This is a genomic window from Paraplanobispora siamensis (assembly GCF_016863175.1).
GTDB lineage: Bacteria > Actinomycetota > Actinomycetes > Streptosporangiales > Streptosporangiaceae > Planobispora > Planobispora siamensis.
The window spans coordinates 1-14720 of record NZ_BOOJ01000005.1 but is presented as its reverse complement, the minus strand read 5'-3'; the positions used below and the strand labels follow the sequence as shown (position 1 = coordinate 14720).

Sequence of the window (14720 nt, the reverse complement as noted above, 5' to 3'; positions counted from 1 at the left end):
GAGTCCCACACGGCCGCGCCCCGGGGATCTTCGCCAGTGTGTCCGACGCCTGTCCCGTCTCCGACAGATAGCTGAGCATTCCCCTCGTGAGCGACACCCGATCCCCCTTCCCGGTTCCGGCATCCAACGGCGACGACGCCCCCGGCGGCGTCTCCGGCTGGTCCGCCGACCGGCAGGGCCGGAAGCCCGCCCCGTGGCCGATGCCCGAGCCGGTGCAGCCCGGATCCCATCCTTCGTGGCCGGACCCGCCCGAGCCCGCTCACTCCTCCGGGCCCCAGCCCTCGTGGCCGGAGCTGCCCGGCTCCGGGCCGACGGTCTCCGGGCGCGGCCGCAGACGGCGCGAGGAGGAGGCCCCGGGCGAGGTCACCGCGTGGGGATACCCGCCCTACCAGGAGCCCCAGCCGTCCGGTCCGCTGGATCTCGGCAGGCTCCCGGCCCCGCAGCCCGCACCCGGACCGGCGCCGTCCGGCGACAGGCCCTTCTCCTACTGGGAGAGCAACCAGGAGTGGCAGGCGGCGGCCGCTCCCCGGACCGCGTCGCACGGGCCGGAGCAGCCCTCCGGTGACGGCCGTCTTCCCGAGGAGGAGCCCCCGGCTCCCCCCGTCACGAAGAAGCGCGAGCCGTACCTCGACAACGTGAAGTTCGTCCTGATCGCCCTGGTGGTGGCCGGGCACTCGCTGGTGCCCACGCTGGACACGCACTCGGCCAAGTCCGCGTACCTGTTCATCTACACCTTCCACATGCCGGCGTTCGTGCTGATCAGCGGCTATCTGGGCCGGAACTTCTGGAACTCCAACGCGAAGATCAACAAGCTCGTCGACACCATGCTGGTGCCGTACGTGATCGTGGAGATCGGCTACGCGCTGCTCCGCTACGGGCTGGGCCAGAAGTGGACGCTCACGATCATCGACCCGGCCTGGCTGAACTGGTATCTGCTGGCCCTGGTGCTGTGGCGGATCTCCTCGCCCATATGGACCCGGATGCGGCAACCGCTGCTGGTCGCGGTGGTCATCTACATGATGGCCGGGTTCTCGGAGATCTCCGGCGACTTCAGCCTCGACCGCTTCTTCGGCCTGCTCCCGTTCTACGTGCTGGGCATGATGCTCAAGCCCGAGCACTTCGACCTGCTCAAGCCGCTCTGGGTACGGATCACCTCGGGCGTCGTGGTGGCGGGCGCCGCGGCCGTGGCGATCTTCATCGCCCCGCACGTCAGCCTCAAGCCGGTCTACTTCCGCTACAGCTTCAAGAAGATGGGCGCCGACTGGTGGATCGGGCTCGGCGTGCGCGGGGCCATCCTGGTGGCGGCCCTGATCCTGACGTTCGCGCTGCTGGCCCTGGTGCCCCGCCGCGAGACCTGGTTCTCCGACCTGGGCACCCGCACGCTCTACGCCTACCTGCTCCACGGCGTCGTGGTGCTCATCGCCAAGGACCAGGGCTGGCTGAGCTTCTCCTGGCTGCACGGGCCGCTGGGCGTGATGGCCATCATGTCGAGCTCGGTGGCGCTGGCCATAGTGCTGTGCCTGCCGGAGACCCGCACGCTCTTCAAATGGCTGCTGGAACCCCGCCTGGTCTGGCTCTACCGGCGCCCCTCCGAATCCTCCGCGCAGACGTCCTCGACCCAGACATCCTCGATCCAGGCGTCCCCCGCTCAGACGTCCTCGACCCAGGCGTCCGCGGCCGTCCCCCCGTTCGGAGAAGGGCCGCGCTCCTTCCGGTAGGGCGCGTCCCGCCGCCCCTCACGCCGGGCGGATGAGCCGGTTCTCGTAGGCGAAGACCACGGCCTGCACCCGGTCGCGCAGGCCCAGCTTCAGCAGGATCCGGCCCAGATGCGTCTTCACGGTGGCCTCCGCGAGATGCAGCTCGGCGGCGATCTCGGCGTTGGACAGGCCGCGGGCCACCTCGACGAGCACCTCCCGCTCGCGGGCCGTGAGCCGCTCCAGCCGCCCGTCACCGGCCGGGGCGGCTCCGGTGGGGAGCTGGTGGGCGAAGGTCTCCAGCAGGCGGCGGGTGACCCGCGGGGAGACCACGGCGTCGCCGGCGGCGACGTTCCGGATCGCCGCCAGCAGCTCCTCGGGCAGGGCGTTCTTGAGCAGGAAGCCGGAGGCCCCGGCGCGCAGCCCGGCGAAGGCGTACTCGTCGAGGTCGAAGGTGGTGAGGATCAGGACACGGGTCCGCCGGCAGTCCCGGACGATCCGGCCGGTCGCCTCGATCCCGTCGGTTCCGGGCATGCGCACGTCCATCAGGACGACGTCGGGGCGCAGCCGCCGGGCGAGCCGTACGGCCTCGGCCCCGTCGCCGGCCTCGCCGACCGCCTCCATGTCCGGCTGGGCCTCGATGACCATGGTGAACGCCATGCGGAGCAGGGGCTCGTCGTCGGCGAGCAGGATGCGGATCGTCACGCGGCACCGTCCGCGACGGCGCCGAGGCCGAGGGTGGCCGAGACCCGCCAGCCGCGTCCCGGCAGGGGCCCCGCCTCCAGGGTCCCGCCGTACGCCGCGGCGCGTTCGCGCATGCCGGCGATGCCGTGCCCCGGGGGCCGCTCCCCCTCGCCGGAGACGCCGCGCCCGGAGATGTGCTCCCGCAGGCCGGAGAGGCCGCGTCCGGGCGGCGGATCGGCGGCTCGCGCCGTACGGCCGTCGTCGGTGACCTCGACGGTGACCGCGCCGGGAGCGCAGCGGACCCGGACCTCGGCGCGGGTGCCGGGCGGCGCGTGCTTGAGGCTGTTGGTCAGGGCCTCCTGCACCAGGCGGTAGACGGTCAGCTGGGCGGCGGCGGGAACGGGGGCGGGGTCGCCCTCCAGGTCGAGGCGGGTCGCCAGCCCGGCCGCGCGCATCTGTCCGGCGAGGGACTCCAGCTGTGCGATGCCGGGCATCGGGTGGCGCAGCGCGTCCGGCTCGTCGGCCCGCAGGACGCCCAGAGAGCGCCGCATGTCGGTGAGGGCCTGCCGCCCGGTGCCGGAGATCTGGCGCATGGCGGCGCTGGCCCTGTCGGGCGAGCGCTGCTGCGCGAAGACCGCCCCGTCGGCGAGCGCGACCATGACGGACAGGTTGTGGGTGACGATGTCGTGCATCTCGCGGGCGATGCGGGCCCGTTCGTCGGCGACCGCGAGCCGGGCCCGCTGGTCGCGTTCGCGCTCCAGGCGGACCGCGCGGTCCTCCAGGGAGGCGAGGTAGGCGCGCCTGATCCGGGTGTTCACACCGATGACGGCGACGGCCGCGGCCACGGCCGTCAGGAAGACGACGCTGGTGAGGAACCCGCCATGGGGGGCCGCCCAGCGCGCCGCGGCCAGCAGGATGCCGGTCTCGACGACGGCCGCCGCGGCGAGTGCGCGGCGCCAGGTGGAGTGCGCGGCCACCGTGTACAGGGCGACCAGCAGCGCCGCGTCGGTCAGCAGCTGGATGTCGGCCAGCCACTGGGCGAAGGCCGCGCCGGCCACCGCGCAGAACACCGTCAGGGGCGCCCGGCGCCGCCACGCCAGCGGCGCCGCCAGCGCCGTGTGCAGGATCAGGGGTCCCGGTGGACCCTGGTAGACCGCGCCGTTGAGGCCGACGCCCAGAAAGAAGATCACAACGGCCAGCAGCGCGTCGAACACCACGGGCGGCAGCCGGGCGCCCTCCCGCAGCAGGCTCCGTACCCGCCGCGTCGTCTGCGCGGAGGCGAAGGCGGCGTACCTCATGCGCCGCCGCGTACGAGCGGGAGGCGGTGTGCTCGGACCATGGCGTCAAGATAGTCGGCTCCCGGCGTTCCGGGCGGGCCGCGGATCCGCGCGGAACCGGGCCGCATCCCCCTGGAGTCGTAGGTCTCCCCCTCCTGCGGCACGCCCTTCCGAAGAGAAAGCGCTGATCAGAGGCGTGATAGCCGGCGGCACACCGCGCAGGCCCGGGGACGCGCGCGGGCCCGGCGAACCCGACCGGAGGCTGACGCGCCGGGCCGGCCGTGCCGCCTAGCTTCGTACGGGTCGTCGCGCGGCCCGTGATCCGGTCGCGTTCCGGACAGTACGAGAAGGAGATTCGATGCGTGGACGGACAGTGGCCGCGGCCGGGCTCGCGGTGGCGGCCCTGACGGGTGCGACGGTGATCGGCGCGCCCGCCTCCGCAGGGACGGCCCGCGGGGACGGCGTGCCGGCGGTCACCGGGGCGGCGGCCGGGGGCGGGGGGCTGGAGCGGTTCCGGGAGCAGAAGATCACCTGGCACCGCTGCCGGACCGGTCCCGACGACGCCGCCGGCAAGGAGCTGGACGAGGCGAAGGCCCAGTGCGCCGAGGTGACCGTGCCGCTGGACTACGCCCGTCCGGACGGGCGGACCGTCACGGTGGTCCTGTCCCGGCTGAAGGCGGCCGACCCCGGACGGCGCCGAGGGACGCTGCTGTACAACCCCGGCGGTCCGGGCGTCCCCGCGATGTCCCTCGTGCTCCAGGTCAAGCAGGCCGCGCCCGCTGTCGCGGCCCGCTACGACCTGGTCGGGATGGACCCCCGGTTCGTCGGCCGCAGCACCCCGCTGGACTGCCGGTGGCCCACCGGCGCCGTCGGCTCCGCCGGGCCGGACCGGCGCACCTTCGAGCGGAGCGCGGCGGTGGCCAGGGACCTGGCCTCGCGCTGCGCGGCGCACCGGGACGTGCTGCCGCACATCTCCACCCGCAACACCGCCCGGGACATGGACGTGGTCCGGGCCGCCCTCGGCGAGCAGCGGATCTCCTATCTCGGCTCGTCGTACGGCACCTACCTGGGCGCGGTCTATCTCCAGCTGTTCCCCCGCCACGTCGACCGGGTCGTCCTCGACAGCGTCCTGGACCCCGCCCGCTACGGCCCCGACCTGACGCGGACGCAGGGCCCGGCCCTGAACGCGCTCCTGAAGGACTGGGCGGCCTGGACGGCCGCACGCCACGACCGCCACGGCCTGGGCTCCACCACGGCCGAGGTGCTGGCCACCGTGAACCGGATCAACCGGGCGGCCGGCCGCGCCCCGCTGCGAGTCGGCCGTCACCGGGTCGACAGCCGCCTGCTGCCCATGGCGCTGTTCCACATCACCGCCGGGGACAGCCCGCAGGCCTACGCCGGTTTCGCCGCCGACGTCCGGGTCCTGCGCGATGCCGCACGCGGGCGTGCGGTCACCCCCACCCCGACCCTGGAGGCGGTCCTGAGCGGCCTGTCCGCCCCGGACGACGGGACCACCGCGGTCCAGACGGCGATCATGTGCGCGGACCGGGCGGCCTCCCGCGACCCGCGGGCCTACTACCGCGACATCCGGGCCCACCGCGCCGACGAGCCGCTGTTCGGCCCGCTGACCCGCAACCTCACCCCCTGCTCGTTCTGGCCGGTCTCCCCCGCCGAGCCGCCCACCGAGGTCCGCAACGACGTCCCGCTCCTGATGGTGGGCGCCACCGGCGACCCGGGCGCCGTCCACCGGGGGCAGCTGGCCGCGCACCGGGCCCTGACCGGTTCCCGCATGGTCACCCTGCGGGGCGCCTTCCGCCACACCGTGTACGGCGGGCTGTTCTCCCCCCGCGACGCCTGCGTCGACAGGTTCGTGAACCGCTATCTGGCCGAGGGCGTCCTGCCCGCCGGCGACGTCTCCTGCCCCGGCGGGCCGTCCTCGGGCGGCCGATCCACGCGGTGACCGTGCCCGCCCGCGGGTCCGGCGGGTGGAATGCCCCTCAAAGGACTGGAGTCGTTCATATGGGCGACACTTCCGCTTCCGCCCGTCGTGCCAGCTCACACCTAGCATCGCTGCTGAACCGCACCCCTTCCGGAAGGCAGGTTCACGCATGCGGGTATGTGTCGGGACGATCGTTCATCACCCGGAAGATGCCCGGATCATGCACCGGCAGATCCGGGCGCTCCTGGAGGCCGGGCACGACATCACCTACGTCGCCCCCTTCACCGACTGCAACGTCACCCCGGATCCGGGGATCCGGGCCGTCGACGTGCCGCGGGCGACGGGACGCCACCGGCGGCGCGCGCTCAACGCCGCCCGCGGGGCGCTGAAGCGCGGGGTCCAGGGCGCCGACCTGCTGGTCGTCCACGACGTCGAGCTGCTGTCCCGGCTGCCCCGGCGCCGCCCGGCCACCGTCTGGGACGTGCACGAGGACACCGCCGCCGTGATCGCCGCCGATCCCGGGCTGCCGCCCGTCCTGCGGCGGACGCTGCCCGCGCTGGTCCGCCGGGCCGAGGCCCGCGCCGAGCGCCGCCTGCACCTGATCCTGGCCGAGGAGGCCCACCGGGAGCGGTTCGCCCTGCCCCACCCCGTGGTGCCCAACACCACCTACGTGCCCCGCCGCCTTCCCGCCGCCCCCGGCCGCAACCGGGTGATCTACGTGGGCCGCGTCTCCCGTGCCAGGGGCGCGGCGGAGCTGGTCGAGCTGGCGCGGCGGCTGCTGCCGCACGGGATCAGGCTGGACCTCGTCGGCGCCGCCGACGAGGAGGTGCGGCCGCTGCTGCGGGACGCGCAGCGGGAGGGCGTGCTGGACTGGTACGGGTACGTCCCCAACCGGCACGCGCTCCGGATGGCCGAGGGCGCCCTGGCCGGCCTGTCGCTCCTGCACGACACCCCCGCCCACCGGCAGGCGATGCCCGCCAAGGTCGTCGAGTACATGGCCAGGGGCGTGCCGGTGGTCACCACCCCGCTCCCGGCCGCGGCCGCCCTCGTAGGCGGGACGGAGTGCGGCCTCGTCGTGCCCTTCGGCGACGTGGACGCGGCGGTGGGGGCGGTGCTGGGGCTGCGCGAGGATCCCGGGGCCGCCGCGGCGATGGGGGCGCGAGGGCACGCCGAGGCGTCGCGGCGTTACGACTGGCCGGAGCAGGCGGGGGAGTTCGTCGCCCTGCTGGAGGAATGGGCCGGCAAAACCGTGACGACGGGCCGCGGGGTTGGTCTACTTGAACCATGGCACGCCATCTGATCCAAGGCCGCGACGTGACCATCCCGGTGCGGGTCCGGCAGGCCACGGTCTGCACCGCCTCCTATCTGGTGCGGGCCGACGCGGCCCGGGCGGTAATCGCCTACTCGGGGCTGGACGTCGCCGAGGTCCTGCCCGGCCGGGCCGTCTGCGCGCTGGCGTTCGTCGACTACACCGACGGCGACCTGGGCGCCTACCACGAGTTCGGGGTCACCTTCCTGGTCCGGCCGCCCGAGGCGGGTCCCGCGCCGCGCAGGGGCCTGCTCGCGGGATTCTCCGAGCTGCGTACGGCCGGCGCGGGTACCTTCGTCCACTGGCTCCCGGTCGACCAGGGCTTCACCCTGGAGGCCGGCCGGACGATCTGGGGCTTCCCCAAGGAGATGGCAGGCATCGACCTGCGCCTGAGCTCGCCGTACAAGCGCTGCATCGTGCGCAAGGACGGCCGCCTGGTGCTGGACCTGCTGATCAAGCCCGGCGTCCCCGTCCTCGGCAGGACGGCCCGCCTCGACGCCTACAGCCACCTGGAGGGCGTCACCCGCCGCATCCCCTGGTCGCTCTCCCCGCACCGGGTGCGGGCCCGCCCCGGCGGGGCGCTGATCCGCCTGGGCAACCACCCCGTCGCCAAGGAGCTCAGCGAGCTCGGCCTGCCCAAGCGCGCCCTGGTGACCGCCACGGCCTCGCGCACCTCGATGTCCTTCGGCGAGGCCAAGGAGCTGTGATCGGGGAAACCCGGGGCCGGGAGGGAGCCGTGACCGGGAGACCCGAGGGTCGCTAGCGGTCGACCTCCAGCAGGGGCAGTTCCTCTCTGGTGGGCAGCGACTGCCAGTCGCTCGGCCCCGAGGCCGCGAAGGCGGCCACCAGCGCGCCGCGCCGCAGGCGGTCGGCCGGGTGCAGCTGCTCCAGCAACGCGCTGAGATAGCCGGCCACGAAGGCCGGTCCGGAACCGCCGGAGTCGACCATGGGCGCGTTCAGACCGGGCGCGTCGTGCCGCACGCCGTTCACCCGCACGCTCGCCCCCCGGATGCCCCGGTTCACGATGACCTCCCGGTCGCCGGTGAGGGCGGGCTTGACCAGGTCGAGCTCGTTCTGCCGGACGAACAGGACGTCGGCGGCGCAGGCCAGCACGTTGAGGACCTCCTCGGCCTCCCGCAGGTCGGGCCAGAGCCGCTCGTCGTAGTCGACGGACACCGAGACGGTCACCCCGGCGATCCGCGCGGTCCGCACCGCGGCGTTCATGGCGTCACGCGCGTTCAGCGCGGCGGTGACGCCGCTGACGTGCAGGATGGAGGCCTGGGTGATCCGGTCCACGGGGACGTTGCCCTGCGCCAGCCGTACGGCCGTCGGATAGTAGGTGAGCCTGGTCGCCTGCCCGGTGCGCGACTCCTTCAGGATCATCCCGGTCGGGGAGCCCTCCTCCACCCGGGCGTCGGAGACGTCCACGCCCTCGCCGCGCAGCGCCGACAGGATCCGGCAGCCCAGCTCGTCGTCGCCCACCTTGCCCAGCCAGCTCACCGTGTGCCCGAGCCTGGCCAGCCCGACGGCCACGGGGATCTCGGCCCCGGTCACATCGAGTCGCGCCTCGTGCTCGTGGCGGATCCGGCCGCTGGTGACGACGCCGAAAGCCTCGCCGAGGGTGTAGACGTCCACGCCGAGACCCTTTCGCGCCAGCCGTACCGATCAGACGATGGGCGGCCGCCCCAGCCGGAGCATGCGCCAGGCCGTCTTCCAGCCCATGGGCCGGCGCTCCCCCGCGGGTTCGCGCAGTCCCTCGCGGAAGCCCTTGAACCAGGCCCGCAGGGCCGGCAGGGAGCGCTCGCGCAGCAGAGTGAGGACCACCCAGTTGAGAAGATAGAGGACCGCCAGGGACCATGGCAGGTTACGACGCGCCAGCCACACGCGGTTGCGCGCGTTGAGGCGGTAGAAGTCGGCATGGCGGGTCGGGGGGACCTGCGGGTGGTACATGACGGTCTGGGCGTCGTATTCGATGCGGTAGCCCTCACCGAGCAGCCGCCAGGCCAGGTCGGTCTCCTCGTGGGCGTAGAAGAACCGCTCGGGCAGGCCGCCGACCTGGAGGAAGGCGGAGCGCCTGATCGCGCAGGCGCCGCCGAGGAAGGTGGTGACCGGGGAGGAGCGCTCGGGGTCGCCCGCCCGCAGGCGGGGGACGTGGCGGCGCTGGCCGACGCCGCCGTCGGGGTCCATCACCCGGAAGGAGACCACCGCGAGGTCGTGCTCGGTGGAGAAGCGCTCACGCAGGTGGGAGACGACGTCCATCGCCCCGTACCAGCCGTCGTCGTCGAGGAAGAGCACCACGTCACCGGAGCACTCCTCGACGCCGCGGTTGCGGCCGGCCGGGATGCCGGCGTTGTGCGCCAGGCGCACCGTCTTGATCGTGGCCGAGGAGCCGGGAGGCACGGTGACCGACAGCTCCGGGACGTCCGCGCCGTTGCCGACGATGACCACCTCGACGTCGCCGTCGTCCTGGTTCAGGGCGGACTCGACAGCCCGGCCCAGCTCGGGGACCCGGTTGCCCATGGTGAGGATGACGCACGAGATCTTCAACGGGTCATCGCCTTGACGCGTCGAGAGCACGTGCGGAACATACTTTCATGATCACCGAGTCTGCTGGATCGGGGAATGCTGGCGGAGGTGCGGGTCTCTGATTTACCAGAGGACAAGCGTATCGGAACCGTCAACGAACACCCACCGAACAGTGAACTGCGAGGGATGTTCGCACCTACGACGCACCGGGACGCCCTCCGGTTCCTCATGAGAGCCGCCGGGACGCCAGGATGCTGACGAGGTGCAGGACCATCTGGAGCACGGCGACCACCACGCAGGCCACCATCAGTACCCGGGTCGCGGTCAGCCCGCCGCTGACGGCGTCCCAGACCGCGGCCGCCACCACCAGGAGCGACAGCTCCACCGCCTGGACGATCCGGTGGAAGCGCAGCGCCGCCGCGGCCTTCCTGGCCAGGCCCAGCCCCCGCGAGCGGAACTGCTCGGCCGAGGACTCGGTCGCCGCCACCAGCCCGGAACGGGCCCGCGCCACGTCGACCAGGTCGGTCTCGGCCTTGATCAGGATCGCGCCGAGCGCCGCGGCGAAGCCCGCCACGGTGTACCAGTCGGGCAGGGCCGCCGAGGCCCGGAAGCCCAGCCCGATCAGCAGGGCCGCCTCGGCGAAGTAGTGGCCGACCCGGTCGAGGTAGACGCCGGTGATGGAGGTCCGCCTCGTCCACCGGGCCAGCTCGCCGTCGGAGCAGTCGAGCAGCAGGTAGAGCTGGACCAGCAGGGCCGCGCCCACCGCCGCCCACAGGCCCGGCAGCGCCATGACGCCGCCCGCCGCCAGGCCGCACAGGATCATCAGCCAGGTGGCCTGGTTGGGCGTGATCGGCGTCTTGGCGAGGAACCAGGTGACGTAGATCGACAGTTTGCGCATGTAGAGCACGCCGGCCCAGTGCTCTCCGCTGCCGCGCTCCATGGTCGAGGGCGGCTGGGCGACCGCGCGCAGCTCAGCGACCGACGGCCCGGACATAGTCCTCCACCCGATCCCTGATCTCCGACTCCGACAGGCGCAGGTGCTCCAGGATCGTGTAACGCCCCGGACGGGTCGAGGGCGCCAGCATGACGGCCTGGGTGAACTGCTCGGCGGTCAGCCCGATGTCCACGGGGGTGACCGGCAGCTCGTGCTGACGCAGGCAGTCGGCGACCTGGGTCAGTCTCCGCTGGTCCTCGCGGAGGAAGAAGCAGAAGGCGGCACCGATCCCGGCGAGCTCGCCGTGGTTGGAGGTGCCGGGGAAAAGCTGGTCCACGGCATGAAGGATCTCATGATCTCCGCCGCTGGAGGGACGGGATGACCCGGCGATGACCATCGACATCCCGGACAGGATCAGCGCCTCGGCCAGCACGGTCAGGAAGGCGTCGGACTCGATCGAGTCGCGCCTGCCGACCACCGCCTCGGCCGCGGTGCGGGCCATCGAGCAGGCCAGGCCGTCGATCGGCTCGCCGCGCTCGGTGTTGCCCAGCTGCCAGTCCTCGATCGCCGACAGGTTGCTCACCACGTCGCCGACCCCGGAGCGGACCAGCGACGGCGGCGCGTCGTGCACGAAGTCGAGGTCGACCACGATGGCCAGCGGCATGGGCACGCCGAAGGAGCCCTTGCCGCTCTCGTGGGTCAGCGACGCCACCGGCGAGCAGATCCCGTCGTGCGACAGGTTGGTGGCCACCGCCACCATCGGGATCCCGGCGAGCGAGGCGGCGTACTTGGTCGCGTCGATCGTCTTGCCGCCGCCGATGCCGACGAGCGCCTCGTAGGCGCCCTTGCGCAGGTCGGCGCCGAGCGTCACGGCCGCGTCGACCGAGCCGTCCGGCACCCGGAAGACCTGGGCCTCCCCCAGGGAGGGCGCGATCACCGAGGCGATCCGGTCTCCCTGGCCCGCGCCCACCGCCACCGCCACCCGGCCGGAGGTCGCCACCCGGCTGTCGGCCAGCAGTGAGCCCAGCTGCGCGATGGCGCCCCGCCGTACCTCCATGGTCAGCGGGGCGGGCAGCATCCTGGCTAGTATCGGCACGCGATCTCCCGCGCCTTGGCGAGGTCGTCGTGGTTGTCGACCTCGACCCAGGAGACGTCGCCGATCGGGGCGATCGCGATCTTCTCGCCGCGGTCGACCAGCTCCTGGTAGCCGTCCTCGTAGTACAGCTGCGGGTCGCGCTCGAAGGTGGCCTGGAGCGCGTCGGCCAGACGCCCGCCGATGCCCGGGCGGATCAGGGTCGCGCCGATGTACTCACCCGCGGCGGTGGCGGGGTCCATCAGCTTGGTGATCCGCTGCAGGTGGCCGTCGCCGTCGAGGGTGACCTTCATCTCCTCGTCGGCGAGCTTCTTGACGTCGTCGACCGCGAGCAGGATGTCGCTGGTGGCCGGCGCCGACAGGAGCGTGTGCTCGACCGAGACCGGGTGCACGGTGTCGCCGTTGACCAGCAGCACGCCCTGGTCGAAGTAGTCGCGCGCGCACCACAGGGAGTAGGCGTTGTTCCACTCCTCGGCCTTGTCGTTGTGCACGAGGGTGAGCTTCACACCGTGCCGCCGCTCCAGCTCGGCCTTGCGCTCGTGTACGGCCTGCGCCTGGTAGCCGACGATGACCACGACGTCACGGAGGTCGGCCGCCGCGAGGTTCCGCAGCGAGATGTCCATGATCGTGGTGTCACCGTCGACCGGCACGAGCGCCTTGGGCAGCGTGTCGGTGTACGGCCGCAGGCGTCGTCCGGCCCCGGCGGCCAGCACCATTCCCAGCAACGTGCACTCCTCGTTCGAATGAGCCCCTCGGCGGGCACTCCTGGCCCCAAAGGTTAGTTGCCTTTGGACCCTGATCGTGTAATCCGGGGTTTGCCGGGTGTTCTCAATCGTGTGCTCCGAGTTCGGCGGAGTCCACTCCGGAGCGCGGGGTGGCCAGCCAGCAGGTGAGGCTCTCCCAGCCGAACAGGGCCCACAGATAGAGCGCGAGAAGGGCGAAGACCAGCGTCATCTGCCCGCTGAGGCCGCCCAGCGCGAGCACGAACATCCGCCCGTCCCAGCCGAGACCGGCCGTGGCCAGCCAGGCCGGCGGGTAAACGTGCTGGCGCACCCGGTAGACGACGTCGTAGTGGTGGAAGACCAGCGCGCCCAGCAACAGGAAGATCAACCAGGGCGGAACCCCGTGCGCGAAGCCCGCCATCGCGGCGAAGCCGTACTCGGTCAGGCGCAGGATCGGCGGGATCATCCAGTCGAGCCGCCCGTCGTGCGGGTGGGAGCTGCCGGGCCCGGCCAGCAACAGCGCCACGGCCGGGGCGAACACCGCCAGCCCGTCGTCGGTCCCGGCCACCCCGACGCTCAGCAGCACGGCGGTCACGAAGGTGCCGACGAGCACCGGCGGCAGCGGCGGCAGTTGCCCGGCCACCAGCGCGCCCATCGCGCGGGAGGCCACGCCGTCGTCGCGGTAGGCCACCACGGCGCCGCGCGGCACCGGCGTCATGCGCACCGACAGCTTGGGCGTCCCGGAGAACTCCGCCATCACCCGAACGACCTGCCCATCCTGCCGACCAGCGTGTAGAGGGCGGCCAGGCCGCCCCAGCCCAGGAGGGCGACGAACGTCACCCTCGCGTCGAAGAACGCCGCGGTCACCGCGATCAGCGCCATCCGCTCCCCGATGGGCAGGATGACGATCTTCTTGATCCAGCGGGTGAAGGCGTCCTGCTCCAGCCGGCGCGAGAGCCGTACGACGACACCGGTGCGGCCGGGGACGTCCGGCGCGGGCGGTGCGGACGGCGCGGGCGGCGGGAGATGCTCCTGCTCGGCGGACTGCGCCTGGGCCGGGACCAGCGGGCCGCGCGTGTCGCCCGGAGCGGTCAGCGGGACGGCATCCGCCGTCCGGGCGGCGCGCGCCCGGTTCACGTCGGCGCGGGCGTCGGCGTAGGAGAAGTCGATCATGTGGCGGAGCGCCTGGAGGATCATCGCGGCCACGGCCAGGGCCCAGATCTCGGTGGTCACGGCGGGGCCCGCGGCGGCGACGTAGCCGAAGGCGAGACCCGCGTAGACGGTGTACTCCTTGACCCGGTCGGAGGTGGCGTCCAGCCACGAGCCGAGCGGAGAGAAGGTGCGCGTGTAGCGGGCGAGCTGACCGTCCACGCAGTCGAAGACGAAGGACAGGTAGAGCAGGATCGCCCCGGCCACCAGCGCGGCGCGGGTGCCCGCGGAGAACCAGACCGCCGCCAGCAGGGCCAGCCCGGCGGAGATCCCGGTGACCGCGTTCGGGGTCAGCCGCAGCCAGGCCGCCAGCGCGACCAGGTGGCGGGACCAGGAGCTGACGAAGTAGGTGGTGAAGAAGCCGTCGTCGGACTTGATCGCCTCGTCCAGCCGGGCGCGGGTCTCGTCGATCTCGGCCACCCGCTGCAGGGCCACGTCCGCGGCGACCTGCCCGGCCACCCTGTCGCAGTGCAACCGCCCCAGCCCCGCCGCGCGGACGGCCACGCCCGCGCGCACCAGCCCGACCAGGAGCAGGTCCCCGGCCTCTGCGCCGTCGGTCGCACCGAGGTCGCTCGCGTCGGCCAGCTCGGCCAGCCTGTCGGCGATCCGCGCGAGGCTGCCCAGGTCCGTCTCGCCGATCTGGAGCACGCCCCTGAAGGTGCCGTTGGCCCCGGTGACCTGGTGGAAGGAGCTGCCCGCGGCGACCACCCGGTCGTCCTCGACGCGGACCGGCGGGCGCAGCGGGCCGGAGTCGTCGCCGTCGGCGGCCACCACGGCGCCGGTGCCGCGCGACGGATGGGCCAGGAGCGCCGCGAGCGCCCCGTCGTGGGCCACCAGGTCGCCCACCAGCACCGCGACCGGTCCGCTGGCCGTCCTGGCCAGCCGGGCGATCCTGCGCAGGTCGTCGGAGACCCCCCGCGAGCCGTCCGACCCGATCATGTAGGACCCGTCGGCGGAGCGGACGAAGTCACCGGAGCGCGCCACCACGTGCACGTCCCGGATCGGGAAGGCGGCGAGCTGGCCGGTCAGCCGGTCGAGCAGGGTGCCGTCGGCGCAGCGCAGCTTCGCCGCGGCGGTGGTGGCGAGCACGACGACGGCCGTCCGAGGGGTGTCGGACTCGGGAGGGACGGATAAGGAAGACGTGGTGTCATGCAAGCGTGTCTCCTTCGCATCCGGCGGAATCGCCGCGCGAATCGGGGAGTGCGCACCCAGCGTAGCGAGATCCTGACGCGATATCACGGGAGCGCGGCCGTGCGGCGTCGCGTGAGCGCGTCGTGTCGTGCGGTACCGCGTGAGCGCGTCGTGTCATGCGGTACCGCGTGAGTGCGCTGTA

13 protein-coding genes are annotated in these 14720 nt (G+C 73.1%); 4 read left to right on the top strand and 9 right to left on the bottom strand.

The genetic code is table 11. The annotated features are described in order from the left end of the window. Window positions 1–86: 86 nt before the first annotated feature. Window positions 87–1718, top strand: coding sequence for an acyltransferase family protein (locus tag Psi01_RS01585; RefSeq protein ID WP_204062090.1), 1632 nt, complete (start codon window positions 87–89; stop codon window positions 1716–1718). Window positions 1719–1736: 18 nt separating this feature from the next. Here Psi01_RS01585 and Psi01_RS01580 read toward each other — a convergent pair whose 3' ends face one another. After that, window positions 1737–2399, bottom strand: a complete 663-nt coding sequence (locus Psi01_RS01580; protein ID WP_204062089.1) for a response regulator — start codon at window positions 2397–2399, stop codon at window positions 1737–1739. Then, entirely contained in the window at window positions 2396–3676 is a 1281-nt protein-coding gene (locus Psi01_RS01575; RefSeq protein ID WP_204062088.1) for a sensor histidine kinase, read from the bottom strand. The genes Psi01_RS01580 and Psi01_RS01575 overlap by 4 nt, the downstream gene beginning before the upstream one ends. A gap of 337 nt (window positions 3677–4013) precedes the next feature. Here Psi01_RS01575 and Psi01_RS01570 point away from each other — a divergent pair, with 337 nt between their 5' ends. The 3 genes from Psi01_RS01570 (at window position 4014) to Psi01_RS01560 (ending at window position 7610) form a co-directional block, all read left to right on the top strand. Continuing rightward, on the top strand, window positions 4014–5615 hold the full coding sequence (locus tag Psi01_RS01570) for an alpha/beta hydrolase (RefSeq protein WP_204062087.1): 1602 nt from the start codon (window positions 4014–4016) through the stop codon (window positions 5613–5615). Between the two features lie 148 nt (window positions 5616–5763). Next, window positions 5764–6894, top strand: a complete 1131-nt coding sequence (locus tag Psi01_RS01565) for a glycosyltransferase family 4 protein (protein ID WP_204062086.1) — start codon at window positions 5764–5766, stop codon at window positions 6892–6894. Then, on the top strand, window positions 6879–7610 hold the full coding sequence (locus tag Psi01_RS01560) for an acetoacetate decarboxylase family protein (RefSeq protein WP_204062085.1): 732 nt from the start codon (window positions 6879–6881) through the stop codon (window positions 7608–7610). Before Psi01_RS01565 ends, Psi01_RS01560 begins: the two co-directional genes overlap by 16 nt. A 52-nt stretch (window positions 7611–7662) precedes the next feature. Here Psi01_RS01560 and Psi01_RS01555 read toward each other — a convergent pair whose 3' ends face one another. The 7 genes from Psi01_RS01555 to Psi01_RS44000 form a co-directional block, all read right to left on the bottom strand. Next, window positions 7663–8538, bottom strand: a complete 876-nt coding sequence (locus Psi01_RS01555; protein WP_204062084.1) for a sugar kinase — start codon at window positions 8536–8538, stop codon at window positions 7663–7665. A 30-nt stretch (window positions 8539–8568) separates the two neighbouring features. Then, on the bottom strand, window positions 8569–9450 hold the full coding sequence (locus Psi01_RS01550; protein ID WP_204062141.1) for a glycosyltransferase family 2 protein: 882 nt from the start codon (window positions 9448–9450) through the stop codon (window positions 8569–8571). A gap of 205 nt (window positions 9451–9655) precedes the next feature. Next, window positions 9656–10423, bottom strand: coding sequence for a CDP-alcohol phosphatidyltransferase family protein (locus Psi01_RS01545; protein ID WP_204062083.1), 768 nt, complete (start codon window positions 10421–10423; stop codon window positions 9656–9658). Further along, window positions 10401–11441 carry an iron-containing alcohol dehydrogenase family protein gene (locus Psi01_RS01540; RefSeq protein ID WP_204062140.1) on the bottom strand — a complete coding sequence of 347 codons (1041 nt, stop codon included), beginning with the start codon at window positions 11439–11441 and terminating at the stop codon, window positions 10401–10403. The genes Psi01_RS01545 and Psi01_RS01540 overlap by 23 nt, the downstream gene beginning before the upstream one ends. 5 nt (window positions 11442–11446) lie before the next feature. Then, window positions 11447–12181, bottom strand: a complete 735-nt coding sequence (locus Psi01_RS01535) for a phosphocholine cytidylyltransferase family protein (RefSeq protein WP_204062082.1) — start codon at window positions 12179–12181, stop codon at window positions 11447–11449. Between the two features lie 103 nt (window positions 12182–12284). Further along, window positions 12285–12935 (bottom strand): DUF5941 domain-containing protein, encoded by a 651-nt coding sequence (locus Psi01_RS44005; RefSeq protein WP_204062081.1) that lies wholly within the window; start codon window positions 12933–12935, stop codon window positions 12285–12287. After that, the gene (locus Psi01_RS44000; protein ID WP_204062080.1) at window positions 12935–14542 is read right to left on the bottom strand and encodes a CDP-alcohol phosphatidyltransferase family protein; all 1608 of its coding nucleotides are present in this window, start codon (window positions 14540–14542) and stop codon (window positions 12935–12937) included. The genes Psi01_RS44005 and Psi01_RS44000 overlap by 1 nt, the downstream gene beginning before the upstream one ends. Window positions 14543–14720 lie beyond the last annotated feature (178 nt).